This window comes from Sporomusa sp. 246TCP1, from assembly GCF_057319775.1.
In genome coordinates this window covers 5,145,023-5,170,258 of the sequence record NZ_CM170492.1, presented here as the reverse complement: position 1 = coordinate 5,170,258, position 25,236 = coordinate 5,145,023, and the positions used below count along the sequence as shown (strand labels likewise).

The following is a 25,236-nucleotide window of genomic DNA, read 5'->3' as shown; positions in this document are numbered from 1 at the left end:
TTCAGAAACTTTTCCCGTTACTCGACAAAGTTCCGCCTCACCAAATAAAATTTAAAGAGTGCCACGGGGACGGGGTTGCTGACATCTTCATTTTTCTTGCGTGCTCCCCCCATCGGTCAATCGACACTTCGCAATAAAGAACATAAAAATCATCACCAAAGCGTTACATGATAGTCCTGACTCATTATAAATTAGCTATATAATTTTTAAGTCATTTTTATTTTGAATATTAAAGGTGTCTTTAATTTCTTTAAAATAGCTTTTTATAGACTCCTTTTCGATAATACGGTTGCATATCTCGTCCGCTTTGCATCCTTCACGTGTCTCTATCCAAGGATGTTCTCTATGTGTTAATTCCTCTAGATATTTTGCATCATATCGACCATAAGCAAATTTAACCATTTCTAAAATACTTAATTGGTCTTCATCAAAAATACTATCATCAAAGTTCTCAACTTTTGGTATATAATTATAACCATGTTTTTTATATTGATAATATAGATTAGGAATAACCGGGCCAGGTAGCTATGCTTGAAATCTTCTTGAAAAAAGGTTCTATCCTTCAGAGCTAAAAACCAAGCTTGAGCATAATAAATAATTTTTTGAAGTTTAAGCGGGGTAATAACCTCTTCAGCTCAGAATGCCAAGGGGACGAGGTTGCTGACAAACTTAGAAACTTCTGCCAAGTCGGTGCAAATTTGGCAGAAGTTTTTGCCGTTACCAATAATATTGTTCTCCGTATCATCTATAACGGTGAAAAGTTCTGATTGAATTCTACTGTAAATATAGTGCCTTTTTGGGGCTCACTTTCAACAGTAATTGTTGCTCCATGACGCTGTGCAATTCGATAACAAACAGCAAGCCCCAGACCAGTCCCATTATCTTTGGTGGTAAAAAAAGGCTTCCACAGATTTCCTTTATTTTCTGGCAGAATACCTATACCGCAATCCTTTACTACTAATAGCACCTTTGGGCCGCTTGCCCAGGTTTTAATGTCAATTAAACCACCCCTGGGCATAGCATCCAGTCCGTTCCTTACAATATTGAAAATAATCTGACGAATACCATTCCGATCTAATATCAGATCAGGAATATTTTCTAAAGTAATTACTATCTCACTATTATTACGTAAAGCATCTGCCTGCAGTAATGGATAGATATCGCGTATAATGTCATTTAGATTACTTTTTGTAAAATCCATAACCTTGTTTTTAGCTAAAGATAAAAATTCCGTAATAATACTGTTGGCACGATCTATCTCGTTTATCATAAGTTCAAATTTATCTCTATGCCCGGTTAGCTCTTGTTTGTTTTCCAAAAACTGCAGTAGACCTCTTACAGTTGTCATAGGATTTCGCACTTCATGAGCAATACCAGCTGCCATTTCGCCAATTATATTCAATCTGTCCAGATGAGTCATTTTTTCCGTTTGTTTACTTATGTACTTTAGAATAGGAGTAAGTTCGGCTATTTCACTGTTAAATTCAAGGGCACGCCCGTCATACATAGCTTGAGCAAATGAGTTCAGGTCCATTTTTAATTGATCGAGAAACGCGGCAAGCGCCGCTTCTTTTTGCTCTAGAGTCTTGTAAAGCAACGCATTCTCAAGCGAAATAGCTGCTTGAGCGGATAATAGCTCTATAACTTTTACTCTATTAGGTGAAAATACATTCTCCGCTAGATTATTTTCTAAATAAAGAACTCCTTTCAACTCATTTTTAAGTATAATTGCCGTCGAAAAAAAAGATTTTGGTTTATTAGCAATAATATAAGGATCATTATCAATTGAAAGTTTTTGCAAATTTCCAGGAAATACAACGTTTTCCCCAGTTCTAGCTGTAAACCGAATAACTGTTTTAGGGATACTTTCACATTTATCAAGAGGCATCGCTATTAATAGCTTTTCTTTTTCCCATTCTTTATCTACATATGCTTCAATCAGTAATTCGTCTTCTTGCTTTAGGATTAGGAATCCCCGCTGTGCTCCCATATTTTCAAGCATCACGGTCATCAAGCGGTTAAGCAATGTCTCTAGATTGATTTCACTTGAAATCGCCTGTGATGCTTTGATAATAGTCAATAAATCAATATTTTTCGATATGTCCTGCAAATTCCTACTTTTTATAAAAAATTTTGGATATTTATCTTCCATGTCATTTACTTTCGCCTTTGCTCCCCAGAGCTGATATCGATAACAAGCTTCACGGAAATATGCTTTAGCACTATTTTTTCGACCATCACTTAAGTAGAAATTTCCTGCTAATTCATAGGCCAACGCCTCTTCATTTAAGTATTCGTTTTCCTTAGCCAAACCAATGGCCTTGTCATAATGTTTTCTTGCTTCAAGAAATTTTCCCGTTACTCGACAGATTTCCGCCTCAACCAAATAAAATTTATGGAGAAAATTAAACGGAGAAAATTCAGACCAAATACTCATCATTTTTTGATTTTTATTAACCTTTTCTAAAATCTCCTTCTTTTCATCATCTGACCTAATTGAATATACTGCAAGTCTTGTAAGAGAATCGTAGAAATAATAAATGGCTATATCTATCGTTGCCGAAGCTCCTGCCAAATTTGCTTTTACTTTTTCCCCAAATCGTAAAGCGGCAGAGTAATTCTGGAAGTGATAATTTAGAATCATTTTGCTCAAAAATAAAAACACCATTCCCAGCAAATCACCAACGTTCTGCATTGTTGAAAGCATTTTATCTTCATCACATAAATCTCCGGTAAGTTTAAGCGGATCTTTTGTTTTACCTTGCATATTATGAGCAAACTGACCAAAGATAGATTCCCAGTTTAAACTAAAACCCTGTTTTATTCTTTGTAGTCGTTTTATATTTGTTTTAATTTCTTTTTCCATTTCTTCAAGTGGTTGACCGGTATATAATGAATGCTTAGTATAATTCATCAAGCAGTAACCACCATACTCAAAGCTACCATTTTCTAGTCCAACCCAATAACCTTCCATGAGCGGTTTAAAGGTTGTTTTGAGGTGCTCTTTCCATGGTATTACACAACAATGATCCACATCCAATACAGTAGCCTTACACAGCTTCATATTCTGTTTTTTGATAAGCTCAGCATTAATTTTTGCTATCTTATGCGCACATTCAATATACTTTTTCAGTTTATCTCCTAATTCTATATTAGTTATTAAAGAACAAAGCGTAAGTCCATAAAGTGAATACACTGCAGGCGAAAAAGCAGCATTACCAAATTTTATGGATAATTCTATCATTTTACAGGTAATAATAGGCATTAATATAGGCGCTGCCTTATAGGTGACTGATACACTATTCAGCAAAATTTGCATAGCTGCCAATTTTTCGGGATCTTTCATTGGCGGTAATTTTGCCAGATTCTCTACTTTGACTTCTGCTATTGCCCTCCATGCACTTTCAAAAATTTCTTTAACCTCTAAACGGGTTGGTTCAACAGGAATCTCAATTCCTAGCAAATTAAGTACCGAGATACAAGTATTCAGAGCTTCTTTCAAATTAAGCTGCGCCTGCAAGGCTTCTATTATTATTTTATAAACAATAATTTTATCTATTAGTGTTTTCGCATTTTGCAACACTATATCTGCAAATTTATTCATTTTTGTAAATTCACTTATCAGATAAGCCGTTTCTGTTATTTGCGAATATAGCTGCAAACATAACTCATAATGTTCTTGCCAAGCATTTTTGTCTAATAATTCAATACCTATTTCAAAATAAATAAATGCCGAATTATAGGCAGCAGAACTTTTTGCCATTGATCCGGCCTTCAAATTCATTTCTACCAATCTTATTTTTTCTGTTTTATCAATAATCATCGTCCTGCCAGTATTAAATTGCCAGACCATTTCAAATAGTTGTTCGGTTTTGATAGTATTTGAATAGCTTTTTAGAAATGATCGTCCAAGCTGTAAATGAATAGCATATTTATTATTATCGGCTAGCATTGAATAAACAGCCTGCTGCACTCTATCATGGACAAATTTGAATTTGCTATTAGCATGGGCTACATGTATGTCTTCATTTTGATCAACAACAACTACTAATCCTTCATTAACGGCTACCTGTAATTTTGCTTGAATAGATTCAAACGATTCGCCATCAATTAAAGCTATTGAATGCAAATCAAATTGATTACCGATACAGGCGCCGTATTTAAGTATTTGAATAGTCTTTATATCTAGTTTTCCAATTCTACTTATCAGCAAATCTACTACATTTTCTGTAATATTTAGTTTTTTTATTTTTTCTATATCCCAGCACCAATACAAATAATCATAGTCAAACCATATATATTCTTTATCATATAAAGACTTTAAAAATTGTTTAATAAAAAACGGATTTCCTTGTGTTTTATCATATATAAAACCTGCCAACTCCTGAATGTCATTCAGGGAACTTATTAAAGTATCTTCCAACATGGCTTGAATATCTTTCACGTGAAGCTCTTTTAACTTTATCTTGTTCAAAGTAGTGTTATTTTTTAGCAATTCATCTATTAATGTCAGTTGAAACAGCTCATCTTAGTTATCGCGATATGCTCCGATAACTAACAAATATTTACTGGATTTATTAATCATCAGCATTTTTATAAAATTCAAGCTCGCAGAATCTGCCCATTGCCAGTCATCAATAAACATAACAAGAGGATGCTCTTTATTAGCAATTGTTTGCATAAAGTTTTCAAAAACAAGATTAAATCTGTTTTGGGTTTCAGTTGCTCCTAATTCAGGAACTGAAGCCTGTTCTCCGATGATTAATTCTAAAGACGGAAGAACATCAACGATTACTTGTCCATTATTTCCTACCGCCTCTACTATTCTTTGCCGCCATACTTTCAGTTGGGCAGAAGAGTCCATAAGTAATATCTTTATGAAATTTTCTAAGGCTTTAATTATAGCACTGTATGGAGTATTACTTTCTAATAGCTCAAACTTACCGATAATAAAATGCCCTTGTTTCTGTATGACTGTTTTATAAATTTCCTTTATCAATGCCGATTTCCCTATTCCTGGCGAACCGGCTACTACTAATAATTCTGATCCTCCGTCTGAAACTCTCTCAAATGATTTTAATAATATTTTGATTTGATCTTCACGACCGTACAGCTTTGTGGAAATAGACAATTGTGAGCTAAACTCTCCCGGTTTAAAGTTAAAATTAGAACTACTTCGGATATTCTTCAAGCATCTTTTTAGATCTATTTTCAAATCAATTGCCGATTGATAGCGTTTTTCTGGGTTCTTTTCTATTAATTTCATGACAACATCAGATATTATCTTTGGAATTGTTGGATTTATTTCATTAACAGGTTTTGGATGTTTAGCAATATGACAGTAAACTAATTCAGATAAATCTTTTGATTCAAAAGGCAAATGACCTGTTAGCATCAAATAATACACTATACCCAACGAATATAAATCGCTCCGATAATCGACAGTTCGATTGATTCTACCGGTTTGTTCCGGCGAAATATAGTAATACGAGTCTTCTGAAATGTTTTGTACACTTCTTTTAAATAATGAGTTTTCAGCACTCCCAAAATCAATTATTTTCACTTGATTATCAAACTTACTAAAAAGAATATTTGATGGATTGATATCCTTATGAATTATGTTGCCCGCATGGATTTTCTCTAATCCCTCACAAATACTAATTGCTGCCGATAAAAACTCTTCGACTGAAAACAAACACGCTTCTATCAATTTTGCCAAAGGTTCCCCTTTAAAATATTCTTCAATGATTACGACCTTGTTATCATATTTTATTATTTCAAGATATTTAATAACAGCATTGCTGTTAATACTGTTTCCTAATAAGAACTCGTGCTGTAGACACTTACTATCTTCATTAGTGGGATATTTCTCATTTTTCAATTTAAGTATCACAGGCTGATTATCGGCAATTCTCTCAGCCTTATAAATAATAGATTTTTTTCCACGATGAATTTGAGACACTACTTCATAGTCTTTTAAGCTAAGGTATATCATTTACTCACCCCATATGATACTTGTTATTAGAAAGTATGAACAACTCATAGTCCGCCGTATATTTTCCCGTAGACCAAATATATAATATTAATTCGATATTCCCCTTTATTTTCCTGTAAACCATTAACATTTTACTTATTTATTGTAATAATATGACCTGAACCCTAGTTTAAACAAGGATTCAGGCCATTTTTTTGCCATTACCAATGATACGGTTCTTCCAGCTAATCATAAACTTCCATTGTTACAGTTAACATGTTATTTTTACCATCTGTTAAAAATTCCTTTAACTACTTTTGCAGTCTGCAGGCGACTGATTTAAAGTTAGATACAAGCCCAATACTATCACCGCAGCCCCGGCCAATTGGAAAATCCCAAGGGTTTCACCTAAATAGACCCATGCAAAAGCAATCGATACAACCGGACACAAATACTGGGATAGTGATGCTTTCGTACTTCCTAACCTGCCCACTACCCAGATCCATACCGTATTCGCCAAGACTAACGCAAACATAGAGGAAAAAAAGATGCTGTACAAAGCCGCTTCTGGTATAGTACTCCAGTCAGTACTTGTTAGCTCTGGCAGTGCAATAATAAGAAATAGTACGGCATTAAAAACCATTATATAAGCAAAAATTTGGTAAGTGGAGTATCTATCATTTAACTCTTTAATAAACACTGTATAGTAACCGTAGCAAAACTGACCGACTAAAAGAAGCAAGGCTCCTATTAAATGAGGACCAAACAGACTCAACTCCTTATTAGAGCCCACTACAACAAAGAGTACTCCTAGCAGCCCTGTTATAACGCCTGCCGCCATACGCCGTGAGATGGCTTCTATCTTAAATATACTGTTTATCACCGCGACTTCAACCGGAAGAGTGGCAAGTACTAATGACGAATTCCCCGCGGTAGTCTGGGACATTCCAAATGTAATAAGCACCTGGTTAACAAAAAGACCCAACCCACCAATTATGGCTATTTTTTTGAGGTCGCCTACCGGCATGGGCTTGTATGCTTTTGTTATAAGCAGGACTGCTACAGATAAAATTGCTGCGATTATAAGCCTGCACGCATTGTAAACCAGCGGAGACAAAGACATTAGACCAATTTTCATTACCGGAATATTAAGTCCCCATATTATTGTAATAATAAGCAAAACTATTTTAGCATGTCTATCTCTGTTGCCGCGACTAGTATCCAATTATTTCTACCTCGTTTCTGTATTCGTTGTATCTATGGCTAAGGGCTGATATGCCTATTTCATAGCAATAAATTAAGCCACAGCACAGTTTTCTTTTAACTAGGCGTAGCGGATACAAAGGTGACGGTTCTTGAAGGTATCAATCGGAAGTTTTGCGCGCAAAAAGGCTCAATTAACAGCTCCCGGCTGCCAGTTGAGCCACAAAACTATCTACGCGCAAAATTTTTGATTGCCTCAGAAGAATGAAGTCGCGGGCTGCCCAGCTATGGAATTTCAATCTTTTTCTCTTGGTTTTTGATCGTTAATTTTTTCTGTTTTCGTACATTTTTTTGTGCTTTACTTTGCTGATTTGTAATAAATTGGGCTTCATTTGTCTTGATTGGACATACCTTCCCCCTCCCCACAAACGGGTCTTGGCAGTATCTATTCAATTTTTGCAACTATTAAGGCGATGCCTCTTTGGGTAACGAATAGCTTGCCTGTAATTTACCTTTTCCACATACAGGACACCTCGTTACATCCCGGCCTACAAGAATGCATAGAATCTCAACAGTTGTAAGACCTTCAAATTTTGGTTTGTAGGTTGGACTTAACGTTAGTTTTCTGCTTAGTTCCAGCTTGGTCTTTTTGTTTCGGTTGGCAAGGAGTCCATAATGCCTGATTTTGACAAAACCTTTGGGAAGTACATGCAGTAAAAATCGCCGGATGAATTCAACGCCACTGAGCGTTAGCGTTTTTGTCTGGTTGTTGTCGTTAGAGTCTCTTACGGTAATTGTCACCGTATGTTCATCCATGGCGACAATGCGCGTATTGGATAAGGCTATCCGGTGCGTGTACCTCCCCAAATATCGGACAACAGCGAGTGGTCCGGAAAAAGTCTTTTTAGAGTAAATGTACCAGTTTTTGGCATAACACTGTTTGAGTAAATCCCGGAAACATTTTGGCTGTTGATATTTCTGGGCATCTCCATAAAACATCAGCAAGTTTTGGCGGTAGTATTGCTTGATGTGGTGAAGAAATTTACCTCGAAACTTTTTAGCTAACACCTTTACTGGAATGAAGAACTTCTTGCTGCTGTTTCGCCATTGATTGTTTTTGGTTAGTCCACCTGCCAATACCACAGTATGGATGTGCGGATGATAGTGCAAATCTTGTCCCCAGGTATGCAGCAAGGAAAAAAAGCCGATCTGTGCACCAAGATATTTGGTATCTTGGGAAAGTTCCGCCAAGGTTTGGGCTACCGCTTTATACAACAAGCCATAAAGCAATTCCTGGTTTTGATAAACCAATGGCTGAAGCTGTGATGGTAAGGTAAACACAACATGGAAGTAAGGGGCAGTGAGGATATCTTTGCTTCTTGCGTCTACCCAAACTGCCTTATTAATACCCTGACACAAAGGGCAGTGCCGATTCCGGCATGAATTGTAACGAACAACTATATGGCCACATTCTTCGCATTCAAACGTATGACCACCTAAAGCTGCTGTCCTGCAGCGCATGATGTCACTAACGGCTTTGGCTTGTTGTATATATGGAGCATAGCTTTGTTCATACTGGGGATAAAACTTAAGGAAAACATCCTGTACAGTAGTCATTTGGGGTTGCTGTTTCCAGTATCAAGAGGACTCTTAATGCCCATAAGGCTTTTCGATGTCATATGCAGGTACGTCATTGTAGTCTGAAGATTTTTATGCCCCAGCATTTGCTGGATAAACACGGGATCGACCCCATCTTCTAATGTATGTGTAGCAAAACAGTGCCGAAGCGTATGGGCAGAAATATTCTGGTCCATTTGCAACTGGTTGCGCAGCTTAATGATGGTATTTTTGATGGACTTAACGTTAATGTGCTCACCTTTGTGTTGTCCTGGAAACAACCAATCGTCCATTTGGTAGCTTGAAAAATATGCCCGGAAGTATTTTCGCAATACATCAAGGGCCAGTTCTGATAAGATGGTGTATCGATTTGTATTATGTTTGGCGTTTTCTACCCGTACGCGCATACTTTTACTACAAATATCACAAATCTTCAATTTAGCTACTTCGCTGACCCTGAGGCCACTACCGTATAGTAATGCTAAAATAGCTTTATGCTTTAGATTCGCAGCTTTATTTAATATTGCCAGTACATCTTGTTTAGGTGGGATGACTGGAAATTTACGTATTCTTTTCATCCGGGGAATTTTTAAGGGGTTCCACTCTTTACCTATGATGCAGGTATGAAAGAATTTGACAGCAGAAATGTAACAATTGATGGTTCCCGCTGACAGACCCTTTTCCTTTTTGAGATAGAGGATATATTGTTGGATATCACTATCTGTAACGTTTTCCATGCATTTGTGTTGATTTTGCATATAATTGATGAAGGCAAAGATTCTTCGCAAATAGGATTCTCGTGAAGATTCCGGAGTTCCTTTAAGTTCAAAGTATAGCTCAATCTCTTGTTTATATTGTTGCATAGACATACTACCTCCTGATTTTTTGGGTTTTGTGAAGCCAATTCATGGCATCAGGAGGAGCTCTAGCTGTGTTAAAAAACGTATGTATTTCAATCTTAAGACATGGTATAATCATAAAGTAAAAAGTACGTTCCTCCTTTCTGGTTTGTTTGGTTTGGCGATTAAACAATACCACAAAAGGGCGTACTTTTTACATTTTTCATGAAATTTTTATTTACGGGAGACTACCAAGGCCATCGCGTGAGCGATTTCGTTCTTCTTTTGTATCCCTAACCCATTTCCATATACCATTTTTATTTACTACAAAAATACAAAATCCTGCAAACTTATATAAATTTACAGGATTAGTACCCAGCATTTCATCTTTTATTCTGGAAGTGCCGCGGGTGGAAGTGCCGCGGGGACGGGGTTGCTGACATCTTTGATTTTCCTTGCATGCTCCCACCCATCAGTCGCGCTTACTCAAAGCGTAACTTGTGTCAATAACCCCATCACGCCTTGCTTAACTTTGCTAATACTGTTCAGGGGCTTCTCCACGCGTTTCTAAAATAATCGGCTTTAAAACAGGATCATCCGTTTCTAAAATCTTTTCAACTTGTATCAAAAATGTCCATTCATCTCCAAAGTCATACAGGTACAAAAACTTCTGCTTTATTTCCAAATTCAAATTCCCTAATTTAATTTTATCAGCATACGGCCCCTCATCGTTGTTGGGACTCCAATAAGCTTCTCCCCGCCACGGCTGACCATTCATAAAAAAAGCATATAAATGGTCATCAAAAAAATCATAAGCTTCCAGTATTGTTTTATGCAAATCATGCAACGTATGCCGGAAAGATAACTGAATGCGCCGCCAAACTCCCCTCCGTAAAAGTACTTTTACAATAAATAGATTATCAATCATGTTTGCATCCTCCAAAATATTACTCCAAACTTAGATACATCTGTATGTTTCCCTAACTTTATCATGCTCCTCGGCAAATGCGGGCGGCTATGGTATAATTAATAGGCTTTTTGAATAAAAGACGAATTAAGAGGCGATGGCATGAAAGAAATGAGTTTAGAAGAATTGTGGCAACTTTATCCTATTATTCTTAAAGACCATAACCCAAATTATCAATCGTGGTACGCCGAGGAAAAGCAGCGGCTACTTCACATCCTGCATGACTACGATATTTGTCGTATCAATCATATAGGAAGTACGTCTGTTGAAGGACTTATTGCGAAACCAACCATTGATATTCTATTGGAATTACCTAAAGACTATGCTGTAAATGACATTGCTCATCTGTTGCAAAACGATGATTGGATTCTAATGCAAAAAGATGATAAACAAAGAACGCTTGATCTGGGAAAAGGATATACGCCCAATGGCTTTGCAGAAAAAGTATACCATCTTCATGTGAAACCGTTGGGAGATTGGAACGAACTTTATTTTAGAGACTATCTGCGGCAATACCCTAATGTTGCACGGCAATACGAGGCGTTGAAGCTGGGTCTTAAAGAGCGGTTCGAACATGACCGTGATGCCTATACCTATGCAAAGTCGAATTTTGTCATGGAACAATCTCAAAAGGCTAAATTGGAGTTTGCAGGACGTTATTTGCCTCCTGAACACTAATTCGCCTTTCAAGCAGTAGACGCCCTAATCCTGTTCTTTGGAGGAAGTCGGGGGCGCGTAGCCCCGCCTTGACTTTATAGCCTCCGCAATTTGTATATTCCTCATGATAAACTAAAAGAAGTAAGGCACTTTAGTAGGTTTTCCTTGCATGCTTCCACCCATCAGTCGCGCTTACTCAAAACATAATTTGTGTCAATAACCCTGCCACGCCTTGCTTTACTTTACTAATACTGTTCCGGTGCTTCTCCACGCGTTTCGAGAATAATCGGCTTCAAAACAGGAACATCCGTTTCTAAAATCTTTTCAACTTGTATCGAAAGTGTCCATTCATCTCCAAAGTCATACAGGTACAAAAACTTCTGCTTAATTTCTAAATTCAAATTCCCCAATTTAATTTTATCAGCATACGGCCCCTCATCATTGTTGGGACTCCAATAAGCTTCTCCCCGCCACGGCTGACCATTCATAAAAAAAGCATATAAATGGTCATCAAAAAAATCATAAGCTTCCAGTATTGCTTTATGCAAATCATGCAACGTATGCCTGGAAGATAACTGAATGCGCCGCCAAACTCCCCTCCGTAAAAGTACTTTAACAATAAATAGATTATCAATCATGTTTGCATCCTCCAAAATATTACTCCAAACTAAGAAACATCTGTATGTTTCCCTAAAAACCTGAAAACTCCTGCCAAATCCATGCAATTTGGCAGGAGTTTTTCGCCATTACCAATGATACGGTTCTCCGTATCATACCTAACGGCGAAATGGAATAGGTGCCTATGATTGGGGCTCTCAGGGTCAGGGCTCTCAGGGTCAGGCTTGCGGTATTAAATAAATTGCGTTATTGGTAAATGCTCCATCAGGAATCTTAAGGCTGCAACAATAATAAAAACTTAGGGGCAACTACCTTATCGCTTAAAAACGCAAACCTGACCCTATAGATGTATTTTTGTTTCAAATATCCATTCACAGTATGGATCACCTTTATGCATCTGCTTTCCGTGTCTCATTGTAACATTTGGGTTGAGGATTTTCACAAATTGATTCCAAAAGGCGCTATCAGCTGCACTCAAAAGGTCGTTGGCTATTCCTATTTCATTCATTCTATTTTTCCATGGGCACTCGGTAATCTTCATAACAGTTCTATTTTCACTTGCTTTAACCTCCTCAATTTTGTATTCCGGGCCCATGACACACTTACAAATTGTTACACCGGCTTCGCCAACCGACTTAGCATTATCCGGTTTTATATTCATAGCTGGAATTACTTCCGCAGCACCCTGACCAATTTGTGTCCAAATTTGATAAATTATCTTGATACAGTTCTCTTTTCCGACGGCATTATATAATGCATCAAGATGGGCGCTTAATGCACCCGTTAAAGCCTGCGTCGCCATGATCCACTTTTTTTCTAAAGGTATTGGATTAGTTTCATTCATCGAATCTTCTCCTTTTTCTTTTTATATGCATTTTTCATTACCAATCACTCCGCAAAAACATTGATATCCGATTGGGATTAAACTAAGAATACATTATAAAATATTTTGCGTCAAACGATGTATTTTGATAGACTCAATCGAAAAAATTGATAAATGCATTATAAAATATCTTGCACCAAACGATGCATTTTGCTAAAATTAATCAGATAAATTAAACGGAGAAAGCTTAATGGAACTACAACAACTCAAAACCTTTCAAGTGGTTGCCAAGTTAATGAGTTTTAATCGCGCTGCTGAAACCCTAAATTATGCTCAATCTACAGTTTCAACTCAGATCAAGCTCCTTGAAAAAGAATTCGGTGTGCCGCTTTTTAATCGTTTGGGCCAGCGTATATGTCTTACCGAAGCGGGCCAGATGTTAATACGTTATTCTCAGAAAATGCTTGATTTTGAAAAAGAAACCCTGGCAAGGGTATCGGGCTGTGAAGAACCTCAAGGCTCAATATCGATCCGAATCCCGCAAAGTATTGGCACTTATCTTTTGCCATCTGTTTTGAGTAAATTCTACTCCAAATTTCCAAAAATAGGTTTTGATATTAATACCTGCGCCTATGGCACTTTAGTATACGAACTGAAAGCCGGAATTACAGATGTAGCATTTTTACTGGCAAATTCTATTCCTTATCCAGAACTAGAAGTGGAAGTATTAAAAACTGAACCTCTTGTTATCATCTCAAGCCCAGGTCATGCTTTGGCCCAAAAGTCTTCGATGGATTTAGGAGACTTAATTGGCCAGTCAATCCTTTTACCGAAACACGATTGTAGTTATAAAATGGTATTTGAACGTATATTAAAAAAAGTTGATCCTGTAGTGTTCCTAGAACTAAATAGCATCGAAGCCATTAAACAATGCGTTATAAAAGGAATTGGCGTAGCAATGATTCCCATGATGGCGATCAATCAAGAAATAACAGAAAAAAAGTTGGTAATCCTGCCATGGCCGAAAAAGAAACTGGAAACTGCCATATTGATGATTTGGCATAAGGATAAATGGCTTTCCCCGCCTTTGCAATCTTTTATGGATATAGTTCGTGCAGAATTTAAATAAACTGCGTGAATATTGGTCTTTTGTTACAAAATATTATTCTCACTTAAGGAGGTGTTTGCTATGGCCAAAAACAAAGCTGTTATCAAATGCGGTACTATTAACCCCAATCGGCTGAAAATCGCCGGCAAGCCCAACCGGACCATGACCCCAGAAGTGAAGCTTGCGCCTATCTGGACTGATCATAAAAACGATTATCGCCGTCATAAGGAAAAACAAAAAATCCGCCAGTATTCCGATAATTACGGAAACTGCGGATTTTTTTGTCTTTGGTTACATCTCCATAATAATCGGCAAGATCATCGGGAGCCAACCTGTTTTTTCAAACAGATATTTCCCCAAAATGGGACAATGGGGACAAACGTCCCCAAATGGCCCTCCTAAAAACCTGAAAACTCCTGCCAAATCCATGCAATTTGGCAGGAGTTTTCGCCATCACCAATAATACGCTTCTCCCGGCTAATCATAAACTTCCATTGTTACAGTTTTCCGGCAAACCCTGTTATTGTCACTTTGCCTGCAGCATCAACAATAACCTCCAGGGTTTGCCCCTGACTAGTAACAACATCCGGGTGCTGCTTCAGTTTATCAGTAAGAAATACCAGTTGCTGATTGGCAGAACCTATGAGATAGTCTTGCGCAGGCAATTCCTGCTCATAGGGTCCGGCAATCAGCAAATCGGCCGCTGCCAGCAATCGCTGCCAGGCTGGGTCAGTTGCTGCCGTAAGTTCAGCAATTGTATAACCCGTAAAAATCGCGATATTCAAGCCCCTGGCCTTCAGTTGCTCTGCTAGTTCTGCCAAAGCCTGCGCCTGAGCAAACGGCTCACCACCTGAGAAAGTAACACCCTCAATATCTTCGCTAGCTAAAATGCGCTCTACCAACTCCGGAACCGCAATCTTCTGATTTTCCCGGAAATCCTGCATGTCCTGATTAAAGCAACCAGGACAGTTGCGGAAGCAGCCCTGCACCCAGAGAACAGCCCGCCGGCCAGGACCATTACTGCGCGAGACAGGTAAAAAGGCGGCCATATTAATCAGGCCGCCTTTGGAATTTGTTTGCGCTATCATCGCTGGTTATCCCGCACCTTGGCAGCATCAGCCGGCTGCTCGTAATATTCAGGCGACATCTGACGGACCTTAACTTCTCCGAGCGCTTCTTCTATTGGTTTAGTGATATCCAGACATTTGCCGCCTTTGGCTCCAGCCACCTTGATACTAACCTGCCCATTGGCGTCAATGGTGATTTCCAACTCTTCTTTATCCATGGTTTACCGTCCTTTCTCCTTAGTCTTGGTCCTCAATTTCCAGCAGCACCTGCCCAGAGCCTGTTTCTCCGGCAACCTCGCCTGGATAGGAGGCAGACTGGGCCCGGCCTTCCTGAAGCCACTGTCTGAGGTACTGAATATTTTCCCGTTGGGAGACCGACAGTGGCACCTGGCGTTTTAAGGATATTACAATATCTTCGGTCGTAATCTCGCGCATATGATCGCTGAAGGCTAGGTACATTGCGTCAATAATAGCCTGTTCAATTTCCGCGCCAACATAGCCGTCCGATTCCTTCACCAGCCGTTTGAGATCAAAATCACGCGGATTGCGGTTGCGGCGTTTAAGATGGGTGGTAAAAATCTCGCGCCGCTCGGACATATGCGGCAAGTCTAAGAAGAAGATTTCATCAAAACGGCCCTTACGCATAAGTTCCGGCGGCAATGCAGCAATATTGTTGGCAGTAGCAACAACAAAGCAAGGTGCTTTTTTATCCTGCATCCAGGTCAGCAAGGTGGCAAAAACCCGTTGGCTGGTTCCACCATCGCCGGTACCAAACGCAAAAGCCTTTTCAATTTCATCCACCCACAAAATGCAAGGAGCAATGGTCTCGGCAATATGCAATGCCCGGCGGCAGCGGTCTTCAGACTCGCCAACATAGGAGCCAAACAAAGCGCCTACATCAAGCCGCAGGAGCGGCAACTGCCACAAACCGCTAATCATTTTGGCAGTTAAACTCTTGCCTGTACCAGGAATACCGACCATGGCTATGCCTTTAGGTGCAGGCAAACCATAGTCGCGGGCATCTTTTGTAAAGGCTTGTTCCCGCAAACCCAGCCAGTCTTTCAAAACTCCCAGACCACCGACACTTTCCGAAGTTTCGGTAGTGCTCAGGAATTCAAGTGCTTCACTCTGACGCACCAACTGGGCTTTTTCCTCGGTAATCATGGTAATGCTGCGGTCATCTAAACAGCCGCAGGTAACAATGGCCTTGGAGAATACCCGGCGAGCCTGACCGGCCGTCATTCCCATGGCGGCTTGAACCACCTTTTCCCGACCGGTTTCGGTAAGATTCATTTTGACATTAGCCCCTTTTAGCAGACCCTCCAGCACACCGTCCAATTCCTCGCCGTTAGGGCGCCGGAGGTGGATAACCACGGCTTCATCCTGCAATTCATCCGGAATCTGCCCGGTAGGGGTGGTAATAACAATTGAGGTTCTTGTCTGCGTCAGGCGTTGTACAACACTTCTCAGTTTACGCCTGACCGGCGGATTAGACCAAAAGTCGTGAAAATCCTTGCAGACAAAAATATCCCCGTTATTATCCATACCGGTCTTTTCTATTAGATCCAGCGCTACCAGCGGGTCCCGGCACTTTAGATCAAGCGCCGTCTTGCCTGTTAGCACCACAAAGCCATCAGCTACATCCCAGGACAGACAGGTACGGTTTTTTTGCTCACAAACAGTTTTAACGTGCTCAATAGCCCGTTCTTCTTCCGGGGTTACGATAACAATGAGTGTAACCCGCGCTCTAATATAAGTATCAAATTGCTCAGCAAAGTTGTCCATACGCTTACCTCCCCCTATACCCATCTGCGCACTACTAATCTGATTTCGCCGCTACTTTCCTGCTGTTGTTCCACCACATTAAAACCCTGACGGCTAATCTTGTCCATTACAGTGGTTAAGGCATACTGCTGTTGGACCTTGGTAGTAAACTGCTGTTCATTAACGCCCTGCACCCCAAACCAATCGGCCACAAAGCTATAGGTGCCGTCATTTCCCAGTACAAAACCAATATCATAGCCTTGCTTCATCCGCACAGCAATATCGACAGGTGTTTCCTGGCCGCGATAGCCTTTTATACCCGTTTTCTCCTCCACATCATAACCTAACTCTTTCAAGCAAGCTATCAGCATCTCTTTATTCGTAATTTTGGTTGTCACCTGAGTAAAATGCGACATCCTTATTCCTCCCTTCACTACACAAGCTTAGCTGCTGCAATATTGTGAGCGATAACAGCCCCACTCACCAGCTCATAAGCTGTTACAACCAATTGTCCTGCCCCATCAAGACTGCCCTTTACAGTAATGACAGCTTGCCCCTTACTGGCCGGTTTTCTGGTCCTGAGTAACAACGGGCTGTCTTCATTCATACACTGTTCTCCCATACGGTATATCAATAATGCGAATTCTTGCTGTCCATCATAGCTGGCTTTGATCGTAAACTCAGCCACAAATCCGTCACTCGGATAAAACAGCCCCTGGGGCACCACTTCGTGGTATTGATAGCCATCTGCCGTCAAATAACGTAAGCCATAACTATGTCGCAGATAACCGCTGCCATCCACACCGGCGGTTAGCACCGCAGCACCGCAAGCAGTTGCCGCCAACGGCTGCTTATCATAGATGGGAATGCCGGCAAACAGCTCATACACTACAGCCAGCATATCGCTTTTTACAGCACTGCCAGTTACTACTATCCCGGCAAGACTAGCGGCCGTATACCCGAGTGGCCCCGCCTGCCGCAGTACCTGTCGGATCAGTGCAGCCAATTCTTGCGGTGGCTGAAAACCCGATTCTTCCTCATTAGCCAGCCAGCCAGAGCTATAGCTTACTACCCGGATATGACGCTCATTACTACCATCCCCGCTTTGGCTCGCGGCCAATACCATAGCTGCTTCCATAAATTCAGCACTTAACCTGACAACAATATATTTGTCTCCCGGTTTTACCTTCATACCAGCACCCCAGGCAGCAGCCCACGGCTCTTCAACAAGCTCCAGACGGTTAAAACCAGCCTGCCTGACCGCCCCGGTAAGCCAACGCTGGTATCGTCGCCACGCCGGCAGCGAATTACAGGCCGCCAGCGGTACCGTTAAGGCAAGTACGGCCTCGCCGCTTAAACCAAGCGTTTGTCCGGCCTGACTGATAATAGCAGCTACATAGTCTTTGGCCATATCCTGATTACTGAGCCACCGACCGCCTGCCAAACTGTATACTAGTTTACCTGTGACAACAGCAAACTGCAGATCCTGAAATACACCTTCTGTCTGACCACTTTCAATAACCTTTTGCCCAACCAAACAATCTTCAGCGGCAGTGCCATAGGCAATACGCGATGGTGCCGCATACACATCCTTAGTACTTCCCGGCATAGGCCGCGTTATGCCAGGGACATAAAGTGTCTCTGCCTGGCGGGACGCTTGCCGCCAATAGGCAGCTACTGTATAGCTATTACCAAAATCTATAGCCAGCTGTCCAGCCATTGCCACCACCTCATAGCTTATATGATGATATCATAACGAAATTTAGCCGTAAGCAAGCTGTGTAAGAAAGAACCGGCCTGCCTGGCTGGCGTTTCAAGCTCGGGCGAGGCTAGCATGTCCGCCATATAATGCCAGTCGCCATGTGTAGCCAATGCCAATGGCTTCTTCATCCGCAATTGCCTAATTGTCACCATACCTTGCGCCGATTTAAGAATTATGAACGCACCACTTTGGCTAACTGCTAATAGCTTGCCTTGCTCTTTGATACTCCATAATTGCCTGCCATTGTCTGTTTGCCACACCTTTATTGTTCCGTCCATCCCGTTACTGACCAGCAACTGGCCATCACCGCTATACAGCAGGCCTTGAACCGGTCCGGTATGGGCGGCCCATAGCTTATTTCCGCCTGACCCGCCCGCTAACGTATAGATGCGAATCCGACCATCCCGTCCGCCGCCGGCGACAGCACGTTTTTCCAGCGCAACCGTGGCTGCAGAAAACAAACTGCCTGGATACTGCGCCTTAGTGGTCATATAAGAGCCATCCCACCACCAAGCCCTTGCCGGCAATACTCCCCCCGGGCAGGCTAATGCCAGCATTTCACCACCCTGGCCTGCTGCCAGCGCCATCACAAACCCTGGCTGGCCCTTAATACTGTCAACCCATTTAACAGCAGGCAGCTGCCAAATATGAACCAGAGCATCCCGCCCGGCTGTCACCAAATACCGTCCATCCGGGGTAAAGGCTACAGCTGTGATACCCTCATCATGCAAGTTAACTGTCCGCCACAATTTGCCACTGGTTATCTGCCATAACCGCACCCGGCCATCAGCACAGCCACCGGCTACAATTCGCCCGTTAGGATGAAAAGCAGCACATTCCACATTGACCTCTGCTTGATTCGCCTCCAGAACAGCCAACAACCGCCCGTCCGGCACAAACATATTTCGGCCTGTTTGCGGGCAGCATGCTAAGCTGTTCTCCCAGTCAGTACATTCCCAGGCTTTTGGTTTCCAGTTTGTATTACCCAGTGCCAATACAAACTCAGCTGCCCAGTTGGCCGGCGCACACATAGCTAGCCGGTATAACTCTGACCACCGTTCCTGACTTGTGAGCATATCTAACATAGCGGCCCAGTCTTCGTCCGTTATTTCCTCATATTCTTCCTGCTGACCACCTTCCAATAGTAAACCTACTAACAGTAAGCTGTGACCGCTTTGGCGAGCTGCGGTTAAAAATTGCTGCCTTTGTTCTGGCACGGCCTGACTGTAGCCCTTTTTTAATAACGGTCTTGTTTCCTGCCAATCTAATGCAAAATACTTATCCCACTGTCCAGTAATGCAATAATACAGCGCAGCTTTACTGTCAATTATAGGCGCATACCGGGCAATGACCGCCCAGTTCGTAAGTTGTTTCTCTCCTGTGGCAAGTACGGTTTCACATAGCGCATCAATCGCCTGCCTGTTAGTCAAGGTCAACAGCAAGCGTCTTGCGCGCCCGGCAATACTCCGGTCAGCGTCATTCACCACCTGCAAAAGCTCGGGGATAAGTGCCGGTCCCTCATTCAACATCACCCGGTCTGCCCCGGTTTTAAGCACCGTCAACAGCCTCAGCCCTAGCGGCCGGGAGGCCAAATAACCGGCTGCAACCAGAATGTGTTCCAGTTCCGGGCGGCGGGTATTTGCCCATTGCCGGCATAGTGCATCAATAGCCCCGCCATCGGTTAAGCAGCGTAAAGCCTGCCGTGCATTTTCCGCAACAATTGGTTCCCCGTGATCAAGAAAGCCTACAAGCGCTGCTACAGCCTCAGGTCCCATCCCGGCCGGAATATCGGGCTGACCGGCATGTAGTGCTGCCAGCACCTTTTGCCGCACCGCGTCCTCGGCCGCCGCTTGTGCTGCCGCAGCGTCAGCATCAGCCTCAGTCTCAATAGTACCCTCAGCCTCAAGCTGGAGCCTGGTCATGATGGTCCCAACTATTTCACGGATATTCTGGCGCTCACCAATAGCCAGCTGCTGGTCTACTAAGGCCTCCGCCAACTGCCTTACCTTAACCATATAGTCAGCTGGATAAAGCCAAGCCAGATGCCGCAAATATTCTTTATCCTCATCACCAAGCCCCATATTTTCACCACCTGTTTACGCTAAAACCTTTTAATATTCTAAATTCTTGGCATTGACCCGTTTACGAAATACCCAATAGACCCAGCCTTGATACACCAGTACTAGCGGCACCAGTGCCAGCGCTGCCATTGTCATAATCGACAAGGTATAGGACGAAGAAGCGGCATTAGTAATCGTCAGACTCCAGGCCGGATTGATACTTGACACCATCAACCGGGGGAACAAGCCCCAGAAAAAGGCTATGGTTGTAAGCGCCACCGTCAGGCTGCTTAGAATAAAGCCAAGCCCATATCGCCTGCCATATACACAGCCATAGGCTCCGACAAACAGGGCAACGGCTCCCCAAAGAGCAATCCCCGCGCCAGTACTAGCAAATAAATCAGTATGGGTATAGGTCAGTCCAACAAGCACCAGGCAAAATACTGCCGTCAAAACTCCCACTTTTACCGCAGCACTACGGGCACGTTCCATCAGTTCCCCTTCGGTCTTAAGCGTCAGATACAGCGCCCCGTGGAAAGTAAACACCAGCAAAAAGGCAATGCCCCCAACGAGTGTATACGGACTAAGTAAATCAAAGAAAGTTCCAACATACTGCATCTTGGCATTAATGGGCACCCCTTGAATTAAGTTGGTCACAGCCACACCCCAGAGCACTGCCGGGATAGCACTGCCAACAAAGATCAGCCAATCCCATGTGCTGCGCCAAGCTGGATTTTCATCTTTACTCCGGAATTCAAAGGCTACGCCGCGAACAATCAGCGCCATCAGCATCAAAAACAGTGCCAGATAAAAACCGCTGAACAATGTGGCATATAAATGCGGGAAAGCCGCAAACATCGCACCACCGGCGGTAATCATCCAGACCTCATTGCCATCCCATACCGGACCAATGGTATTGATAATCACCCGCCGTTCGGTGTCACTCTTCCCCAGGAAGGGAAGCAAAATACCTACACCATAGTCAAATCCCTCGAGAAAAAAGAAGCCAATAAAGAGAACTGTCAGCAAAATAAACCACAATATACTTAACTCCACAATGACGCCCCCTTTGCTACCGGTTTATTGATTTTAGCCGGAGTATCTACAGGACCCTGCCGGACAAACTTCTGTACAAGATACACTGCGGCTATTGCCAGCAACGCATATACCAAGGTAAAACCAATCAGCGAAATCCAGATGCTGATAGATCCCACCGATGGTGATACGGCCTCGCCTACCTTCTGCAGACCAAAAACAATCCAGGGCTGCCTGCCACCCTCAGTGACAAACCAGCCGGTCGAATTGGCGATATACGGTAACGGTAAACTCCACAATACAGCTTTCAGTACCCAAGGTTTAGCTTCCAGTTGGCCACGCCACCAGAGAAACCCTGCGGCCAGTACAATAACCATCATGGCACTGCCGGCAGCCACCATTATTCGGAAGCTCCAGAATACCGGTGTTACTGCAGGTACATAATTGCCCGGCCCATATTGGGCAATATACTCTTTTTCAATATCTTTTATCCCTTTAACTGGTGTATTGGGATTATTGTTAGCCAATATAGAAAGCATTGCTGGAATTTTTACTTCCACCAGATTGGTCTTATTCTGCTCGTCAACGATGGCTGCAAGCGCGAAGGGCGCAGGACTAGCCGTCTCCCACAGGGCTTCGGCTGCTGCCAACTTCATTGGCTGCGCTTTGGCAATAAACTGTGTTTGAGCATGACCACTGCCCATCAGGAGAAATAAGCTTACTGCCGTCCAGATTAGTCCCAGCTTGAATGAAGCCCGAAAAAAATCAACATGTGTTTTCCGTATAAGATGAAAAGCACTAATAGATAATACAAAGAAACCAGCTGTTACCAGACCTGACAATACAGTATGCGGAAACTGATTGAACACATAAGGATTAGTAATAAGTGCAACAAAATCTGTCATTTCGGCCCGGCCGTTATTAATTACATAACCCACAGGCGACTGCATAAAAGAGTTAGCTGTCAAAATCCAGAAAGCCGACAAATTTGTAGCTAACGCTACAACCCACATACTGGCAGCATGTAGCTTCTTTGACAGCCGATCCCAGCCGAAAATCCAGAGACCCAGAAAGACCGACTCCAGATAAAAAGCCGTGAGTGCCTCTAAAGCCAGTGGTGCACCAAAAATGTCCCCCATAAACCGGGCGTACTCTGACCAGTTCATCCCAAAATGGAATTCTTGAACAATACCTGTGACTACACCCATAGCAAAGTTGATAAGGAATAGTTTCCCCCAGAATTTAGTCTGTTGTTTGTACATCTCATTACCAGTGCGGACATACATAGTTTCAAGAATGGCTACAATGAGCGACAACCCCAATGTTAGTGGCACAAAAAGGAAGTGATAGACTGTTGTTATCCCGAATTGCCACCGGGATAATAGTAATTCTTCCATGCTCTTACCCCCTACTAGATTTATTTGTTTTAGCAGCCAATGCTGCAAAGGTAACCTTGGCTAAGTCGGCAGCTAACCGGTCTTGCGTTGCGGCCAGCGCCTGATGTACCGGACATTCCTCACCACAATGGCGATTGCATGCGCTGCGGTCGGCCAGGCAGCGATGAATACCGAGCGATCCTTCCATGGCAATAATTACATCATAGAGTGTGATTTCTTCAGCCCGCTTTGCCAGCGCAAATCCACCTACAGCACCGCGGTGTGATTTTACCAATCCACCTGCGGCCAGCATCCGCATAATTTTTTGTAAAAACCGACGCGGAATGGTTTGACTTTCAGCAATAGTTATCCCGCTTGCCACCTCCCCAAACGGCAGCCCAGACAAATATAATACGACTCGAAATGCATAATCTGTAGCCTGATTAAGCTGCACAATGCCACCACCTTCTAGCGCAATAGCGAATGTATACTGAACTAGTATACTATCAATTTCATTTTACTGCTTCCGACCAGAGATTGTCAATATCTATTTGTTAGAAAATCGTATTAATGGAAAATAATTAGCGAAGCTATTAACAGGCTTTATTATAACTATTATATACAAGTTTACCGCATTCCCTGCAGGTAGTGTGTTGGGTAAAAAAATAACCACAACACTTGCGGTTATCCGATTATGCCATGTCTGGCATTAAAAATTCCAGAACCAAAACCAGCATTTCTTTACTAGATTTTATATTTCTTAGCCCTGCATATTTTCAAAAATACATCTACAATCTCCGGGTCAAATTGTGTCCCCTTATTTCGCTCTAATTCCTCCATCGCTACTACTTGTGACATTCCCTTCCGGTAGGGTCTATCGGAAATCATGGCCTGAAAGCTATCGGCCACCGCGATAATTCTTGACCCAAGGAAAATATCCTGACCAGCCAGCCCCGATGGATACCCTCCTCCATCATAGCGTTCATGATGATGTTTTACTATCTGTTGAATCTGATTTAGCGAAGGGATCCCTTCCAGAATTTTCGCACCAATAACAGTATGCTGCTTGATAATATCAAACTCGGCTTCAGTAAGCTTGCCTGTTTTATTGAGAACAGTATCTTTAATGCCAATTTTACCAATATCATGTAACAGCGCCGCAAAATTTATCATAAATTTCTCTTCAGTATCCATATTCATTTTATCCATAATATCTGTTGCCATCATAGCAACTTCTGTTGAATGCCCATGTGTATATTGATCTCTTACCTCTAAGGTATTAACCAATGTCATTATTATAGAAATAAGTATTTGCTCTTTCTCTACCGTAAACTTCTGAATCAATTTGTTAACCCGGGAGGCAAGTAAATTGACCTCATCCTTCTCCGTGTAAAATTGAGTGGTATGGCGTTCATCCTCCAGGATAATATCAACAGCCCGCTTTACTCTGTTTAGGCGGGCAATTATGCTTTTGGCCAATATCAGACTAATGAATAGCATGATAACCATACTCACCAACGAGTACAACAGTATCTGCTTTTGTCTCAGCCCAATCCCGTCCTGGATACTACGGGCATCATAATCTATACCTATAATGGCAACCGTTTCTCCGCGAGAGTTTTTTACTGGCGCATATCCGGAAAGCGTCATGCCCCATTTATCGGTGGTAAACTCAGCATCTACCGCCGGCCGATTAAAGCCGCTAATCATTTCAGGCGCAACTTCAGCATCATATAGCTCATCGAATTCAGCCGGGTCCGGGTCAGCATCTACTAAAAAAACCAGTTCCTTATTTGTTGCACCTTTACGCATAATATAGATATCATTTATTTTCTGATTGGCTTCCATAAGTTGCGCGAAAAATCCTTTAATAGCAATATACTGCTCGGTTTTCTGCTGCTCAGGTGCACGCAAATCATCCACAAAATCTCCGTTAATAGAAACTGCGGTAATAGCGGCGATAGACTTTAGTTCATCTTTGACCAGTTCAATATGACTGTCTGCTATATTTTTTTCTAACTGATAGGTCAAAGCCAAAACAGTAACCGTAAACACCAGAAACAAAATAATAACCAGCTTGGAATAAAGTGATGCATGTGCCAGAGGGTTCCAGTTGCTATTACCAAATCTATAGTAATTTATTTTTCGTTTGAGAATGCGCCTCATGCTCCTTACCCCTTTACTATGCAAGCAGCCGGCTAGAGCCGCTCTCAAATTGGACTTCGGTTGTCTTTTATTCATGCAAATATCATGCCAAAAATCAGTTAATCCTTGTTGACTAACTAAGAAGCCTCTTAAAAACAGCCACCGCGCTACCTAAATTAATAAAACAAGGTCTCACCGCTATCGGTACTTTGCCGGCAAAC

General features: G+C 42.0%; 22 protein-coding genes. 3 read left to right on the top strand and 19 right to left on the bottom strand.

Annotation, left to right across the window (positions count from 1 at the left end; all coding sequences use genetic code 11):
* Positions 1–195: 195 nt before the first annotated feature.
* The 7 genes from AC1ECB_RS24460 to AC1ECB_RS24430 all read right to left on the bottom strand — a co-directional run bounded on the left by AC1ECB_RS24460 (position 196) and on the right by AC1ECB_RS24430 (position 10,561).
* Positions 196–510 (bottom strand): Panacea domain-containing protein, encoded by a 315-nt coding sequence (locus tag AC1ECB_RS24460; RefSeq protein WP_485669400.1) that lies wholly within the window; start codon positions 508–510, stop codon positions 196–198.
* A gap of 235 nt (positions 511–745) precedes the next feature.
* Positions 746–4,444, bottom strand: coding sequence for an ATP-binding protein (locus AC1ECB_RS24455; RefSeq protein WP_485666226.1), 3,699 nt, complete (start codon positions 4,442–4,444; stop codon positions 746–748).
* A gap of 84 nt (positions 4,445–4,528) precedes the next feature.
* Complete coding sequence (locus tag AC1ECB_RS24450) at positions 4,529–5,995, bottom strand: AAA family ATPase (protein ID WP_485666225.1); 1,467 nt, start codon at positions 5,993–5,995, stop codon at positions 4,529–4,531.
* A gap of 286 nt (positions 5,996–6,281) precedes the next feature.
* A complete protein-coding gene (locus AC1ECB_RS24445) occupies positions 6,282–7,199 on the bottom strand; it encodes a DMT family transporter (RefSeq protein WP_485666224.1) in 918 nt (305 codons plus the stop codon).
* A 443-nt stretch (positions 7,200–7,642) separates the two neighbouring features.
* Complete coding sequence (locus AC1ECB_RS24440) at positions 7,643–8,794, bottom strand: IS91 family transposase (RefSeq protein WP_485665747.1); 1,152 nt, start codon at positions 8,792–8,794, stop codon at positions 7,643–7,645.
* Positions 8,791–9,663, bottom strand: a complete 873-nt coding sequence (locus tag AC1ECB_RS24435; RefSeq protein WP_485665399.1) for a tyrosine-type recombinase/integrase — start codon at positions 9,661–9,663, stop codon at positions 8,791–8,793. Before AC1ECB_RS24435 ends, AC1ECB_RS24440 begins: the two co-directional genes overlap by 4 nt.
* 505 nt (positions 9,664–10,168) lie before the next feature.
* Complete coding sequence (locus tag AC1ECB_RS24430; protein ID WP_485666223.1) at positions 10,169–10,561, bottom strand: plasmid pRiA4b ORF-3 family protein; 393 nt, start codon at positions 10,559–10,561, stop codon at positions 10,169–10,171.
* A gap of 141 nt (positions 10,562–10,702) precedes the next feature.
* Between AC1ECB_RS24430 and AC1ECB_RS24425 the strand changes: the two genes are divergently transcribed.
* Positions 10,703–11,278 carry a GrpB family protein gene (locus tag AC1ECB_RS24425; protein WP_485666222.1) on the top strand — a complete coding sequence of 192 codons (576 nt, stop codon included), beginning with the start codon at positions 10,703–10,705 and terminating at the stop codon, positions 11,276–11,278.
* A gap of 224 nt (positions 11,279–11,502) precedes the next feature.
* On the opposite strand, the gene AC1ECB_RS24420 is transcribed toward AC1ECB_RS24425, so the two are convergent.
* Positions 11,503–11,895: a plasmid pRiA4b ORF-3 family protein gene (locus AC1ECB_RS24420; RefSeq protein WP_485666221.1), complete on the bottom strand. Its 393-nt coding sequence runs from the start codon at positions 11,893–11,895 to the stop codon at positions 11,503–11,505.
* 320 nt (positions 11,896–12,215) lie between these two features.
* Positions 12,216–12,719 carry an L-2-amino-thiazoline-4-carboxylic acid hydrolase gene (locus AC1ECB_RS24415; RefSeq protein ID WP_485666220.1) on the bottom strand — a complete coding sequence of 168 codons (504 nt, stop codon included), beginning with the start codon at positions 12,717–12,719 and terminating at the stop codon, positions 12,216–12,218.
* A gap of 229 nt (positions 12,720–12,948) precedes the next feature.
* Between AC1ECB_RS24415 and AC1ECB_RS24410 the strand changes: the two genes are divergently transcribed.
* Both AC1ECB_RS24410 and AC1ECB_RS24405 read left to right on the top strand, forming a co-directional pair.
* Positions 12,949–13,827, top strand: a complete 879-nt coding sequence (locus tag AC1ECB_RS24410; protein WP_485666219.1) for a LysR family transcriptional regulator — start codon at positions 12,949–12,951, stop codon at positions 13,825–13,827.
* A 60-nt stretch (positions 13,828–13,887) separates the two neighbouring features.
* Positions 13,888–14,208: a hypothetical protein gene (locus AC1ECB_RS24405; protein ID WP_485666218.1), complete on the top strand. Its 321-nt coding sequence runs from the start codon at positions 13,888–13,890 to the stop codon at positions 14,206–14,208.
* Positions 14,209–14,303: 95 nt separating this feature from the next.
* Here the strand turns inward: AC1ECB_RS24405 and AC1ECB_RS24400 are convergent, their stop codons facing one another.
* From AC1ECB_RS24400 to AC1ECB_RS24355, 10 genes are all read right to left on the bottom strand, one after another.
* A complete protein-coding gene (locus tag AC1ECB_RS24400) occupies positions 14,304–14,894 on the bottom strand; it encodes a 4Fe-4S single cluster domain-containing protein (RefSeq protein WP_485666217.1) in 591 nt (196 codons plus the stop codon).
* Entirely contained in the window at positions 14,891–15,091 is a 201-nt protein-coding gene (locus AC1ECB_RS24395) for a DUF2997 domain-containing protein (RefSeq protein ID WP_485666216.1), read from the bottom strand. Before AC1ECB_RS24395 ends, AC1ECB_RS24400 begins: the two co-directional genes overlap by 4 nt.
* Before the next feature lie 19 nt (positions 15,092–15,110).
* Entirely contained in the window at positions 15,111–16,658 is a 1,548-nt protein-coding gene (locus AC1ECB_RS24390; RefSeq protein WP_485666215.1) for an AAA family ATPase, read from the bottom strand.
* A gap of 14 nt (positions 16,659–16,672) precedes the next feature.
* On the bottom strand, positions 16,673–17,053 hold the full coding sequence (locus AC1ECB_RS24385) for a DUF1257 domain-containing protein (RefSeq protein WP_021168400.1): 381 nt from the start codon (positions 17,051–17,053) through the stop codon (positions 16,673–16,675).
* A gap of 17 nt (positions 17,054–17,070) precedes the next feature.
* Positions 17,071–18,357, bottom strand: coding sequence for an Hsp70 family protein (locus tag AC1ECB_RS24380; RefSeq protein WP_485666214.1), 1,287 nt, complete (start codon positions 18,355–18,357; stop codon positions 17,071–17,073).
* 17 nt (positions 18,358–18,374) lie between these two features.
* Positions 18,375–20,480, bottom strand: a complete 2,106-nt coding sequence (locus tag AC1ECB_RS24375) for a WD40 repeat domain-containing protein (protein ID WP_485666213.1) — start codon at positions 20,478–20,480, stop codon at positions 18,375–18,377.
* 30 nt (positions 20,481–20,510) lie between these two features.
* Positions 20,511–21,515: a cytochrome d ubiquinol oxidase subunit II gene (cydB, locus tag AC1ECB_RS24370; protein WP_485666212.1), complete on the bottom strand. Its 1,005-nt coding sequence runs from the start codon at positions 21,513–21,515 to the stop codon at positions 20,511–20,513.
* A complete protein-coding gene (locus tag AC1ECB_RS24365; RefSeq protein WP_485666211.1) occupies positions 21,506–22,891 on the bottom strand; it encodes a cytochrome ubiquinol oxidase subunit I in 1,386 nt (461 codons plus the stop codon). Before AC1ECB_RS24365 ends, cydB begins: the two co-directional genes overlap by 10 nt.
* Before the next feature lie 4 nt (positions 22,892–22,895).
* On the bottom strand, positions 22,896–23,324 hold the full coding sequence (locus AC1ECB_RS24360; protein ID WP_485666210.1) for an RrF2 family transcriptional regulator: 429 nt from the start codon (positions 23,322–23,324) through the stop codon (positions 22,896–22,898).
* A 290-nt stretch (positions 23,325–23,614) separates the two neighbouring features.
* The gene (locus AC1ECB_RS24355; protein ID WP_485666209.1) at positions 23,615–25,036 is read right to left on the bottom strand and encodes an HD-GYP domain-containing protein; all 1,422 of its coding nucleotides are present in this window, start codon (positions 25,034–25,036) and stop codon (positions 23,615–23,617) included.
* Positions 25,037–25,236: the final 200 nt, after the last annotated feature.

Coding starts and splice junctions, on each gene's coding strand:
- AC1ECB_RS24385 (WP_021168400.1), bottom strand. CDS start 17,053: ATGTCGCATTTTACTCAGGTGACAACCAAAATTACGAATAAAGAGATG.
- AC1ECB_RS24395 (WP_485666216.1), bottom strand. CDS start 15,091: ATGGATAAAGAAGAGTTGGAAATCACCATTGACGCCAATGGGCAGGTT.
- AC1ECB_RS24380 (WP_485666214.1), bottom strand. CDS start 18,357: ATGGCTGGACAGCTGGCTATAGATTTTGGTAATAGCTATACAGTAGCT.
- AC1ECB_RS24400 (WP_485666217.1), bottom strand. CDS start 14,894: ATGATAGCGCAAACAAATTCCAAAGGCGGCCTGATTAATATGGCCGCC.
- AC1ECB_RS24365 (WP_485666211.1), bottom strand. CDS start 22,891: ATGGAAGAATTACTATTATCCCGGTGGCAATTCGGGATAACAACAGTC.
- AC1ECB_RS24435 (WP_485665399.1), bottom strand. CDS start 9,663: ATGTCTATGCAACAATATAAACAAGAGATTGAGCTATACTTTGAACTT.
- AC1ECB_RS24440 (WP_485665747.1), bottom strand. CDS start 8,794: ATGACTACTGTACAGGATGTTTTCCTTAAGTTTTATCCCCAGTATGAA.
- AC1ECB_RS24355 (WP_485666209.1), bottom strand. CDS start 25,036: ATGAGGCGCATTCTCAAACGAAAAATAAATTACTATAGATTTGGTAAT.
- AC1ECB_RS24450 (WP_485666225.1), bottom strand. CDS start 5,995: ATGATATACCTTAGCTTAAAAGACTATGAAGTAGTGTCTCAAATTCAT.
- AC1ECB_RS24390 (WP_485666215.1), bottom strand. CDS start 16,658: ATGGACAACTTTGCTGAGCAATTTGATACTTATATTAGAGCGCGGGTT.
- AC1ECB_RS24410 (WP_485666219.1), top strand. CDS start 12,949: ATGGAACTACAACAACTCAAAACCTTTCAAGTGGTTGCCAAGTTAATG.
- AC1ECB_RS24425 (WP_485666222.1), top strand. CDS start 10,703: ATGAAAGAAATGAGTTTAGAAGAATTGTGGCAACTTTATCCTATTATT.
- AC1ECB_RS24375 (WP_485666213.1), bottom strand. CDS start 20,480: ATGGGGCTTGGTGATGAGGATAAAGAATATTTGCGGCATCTGGCTTGG.
- AC1ECB_RS24405 (WP_485666218.1), top strand. CDS start 13,888: ATGGCCAAAAACAAAGCTGTTATCAAATGCGGTACTATTAACCCCAAT.
- AC1ECB_RS24415 (WP_485666220.1), bottom strand. CDS start 12,719: ATGAATGAAACTAATCCAATACCTTTAGAAAAAAAGTGGATCATGGCG.
- AC1ECB_RS24420 (WP_485666221.1), bottom strand. CDS start 11,895: ATGATTGATAATCTATTTATTGTTAAAGTACTTTTACGGAGGGGAGTT.
- AC1ECB_RS24430 (WP_485666223.1), bottom strand. CDS start 10,561: ATGATTGATAATCTATTTATTGTAAAAGTACTTTTACGGAGGGGAGTT.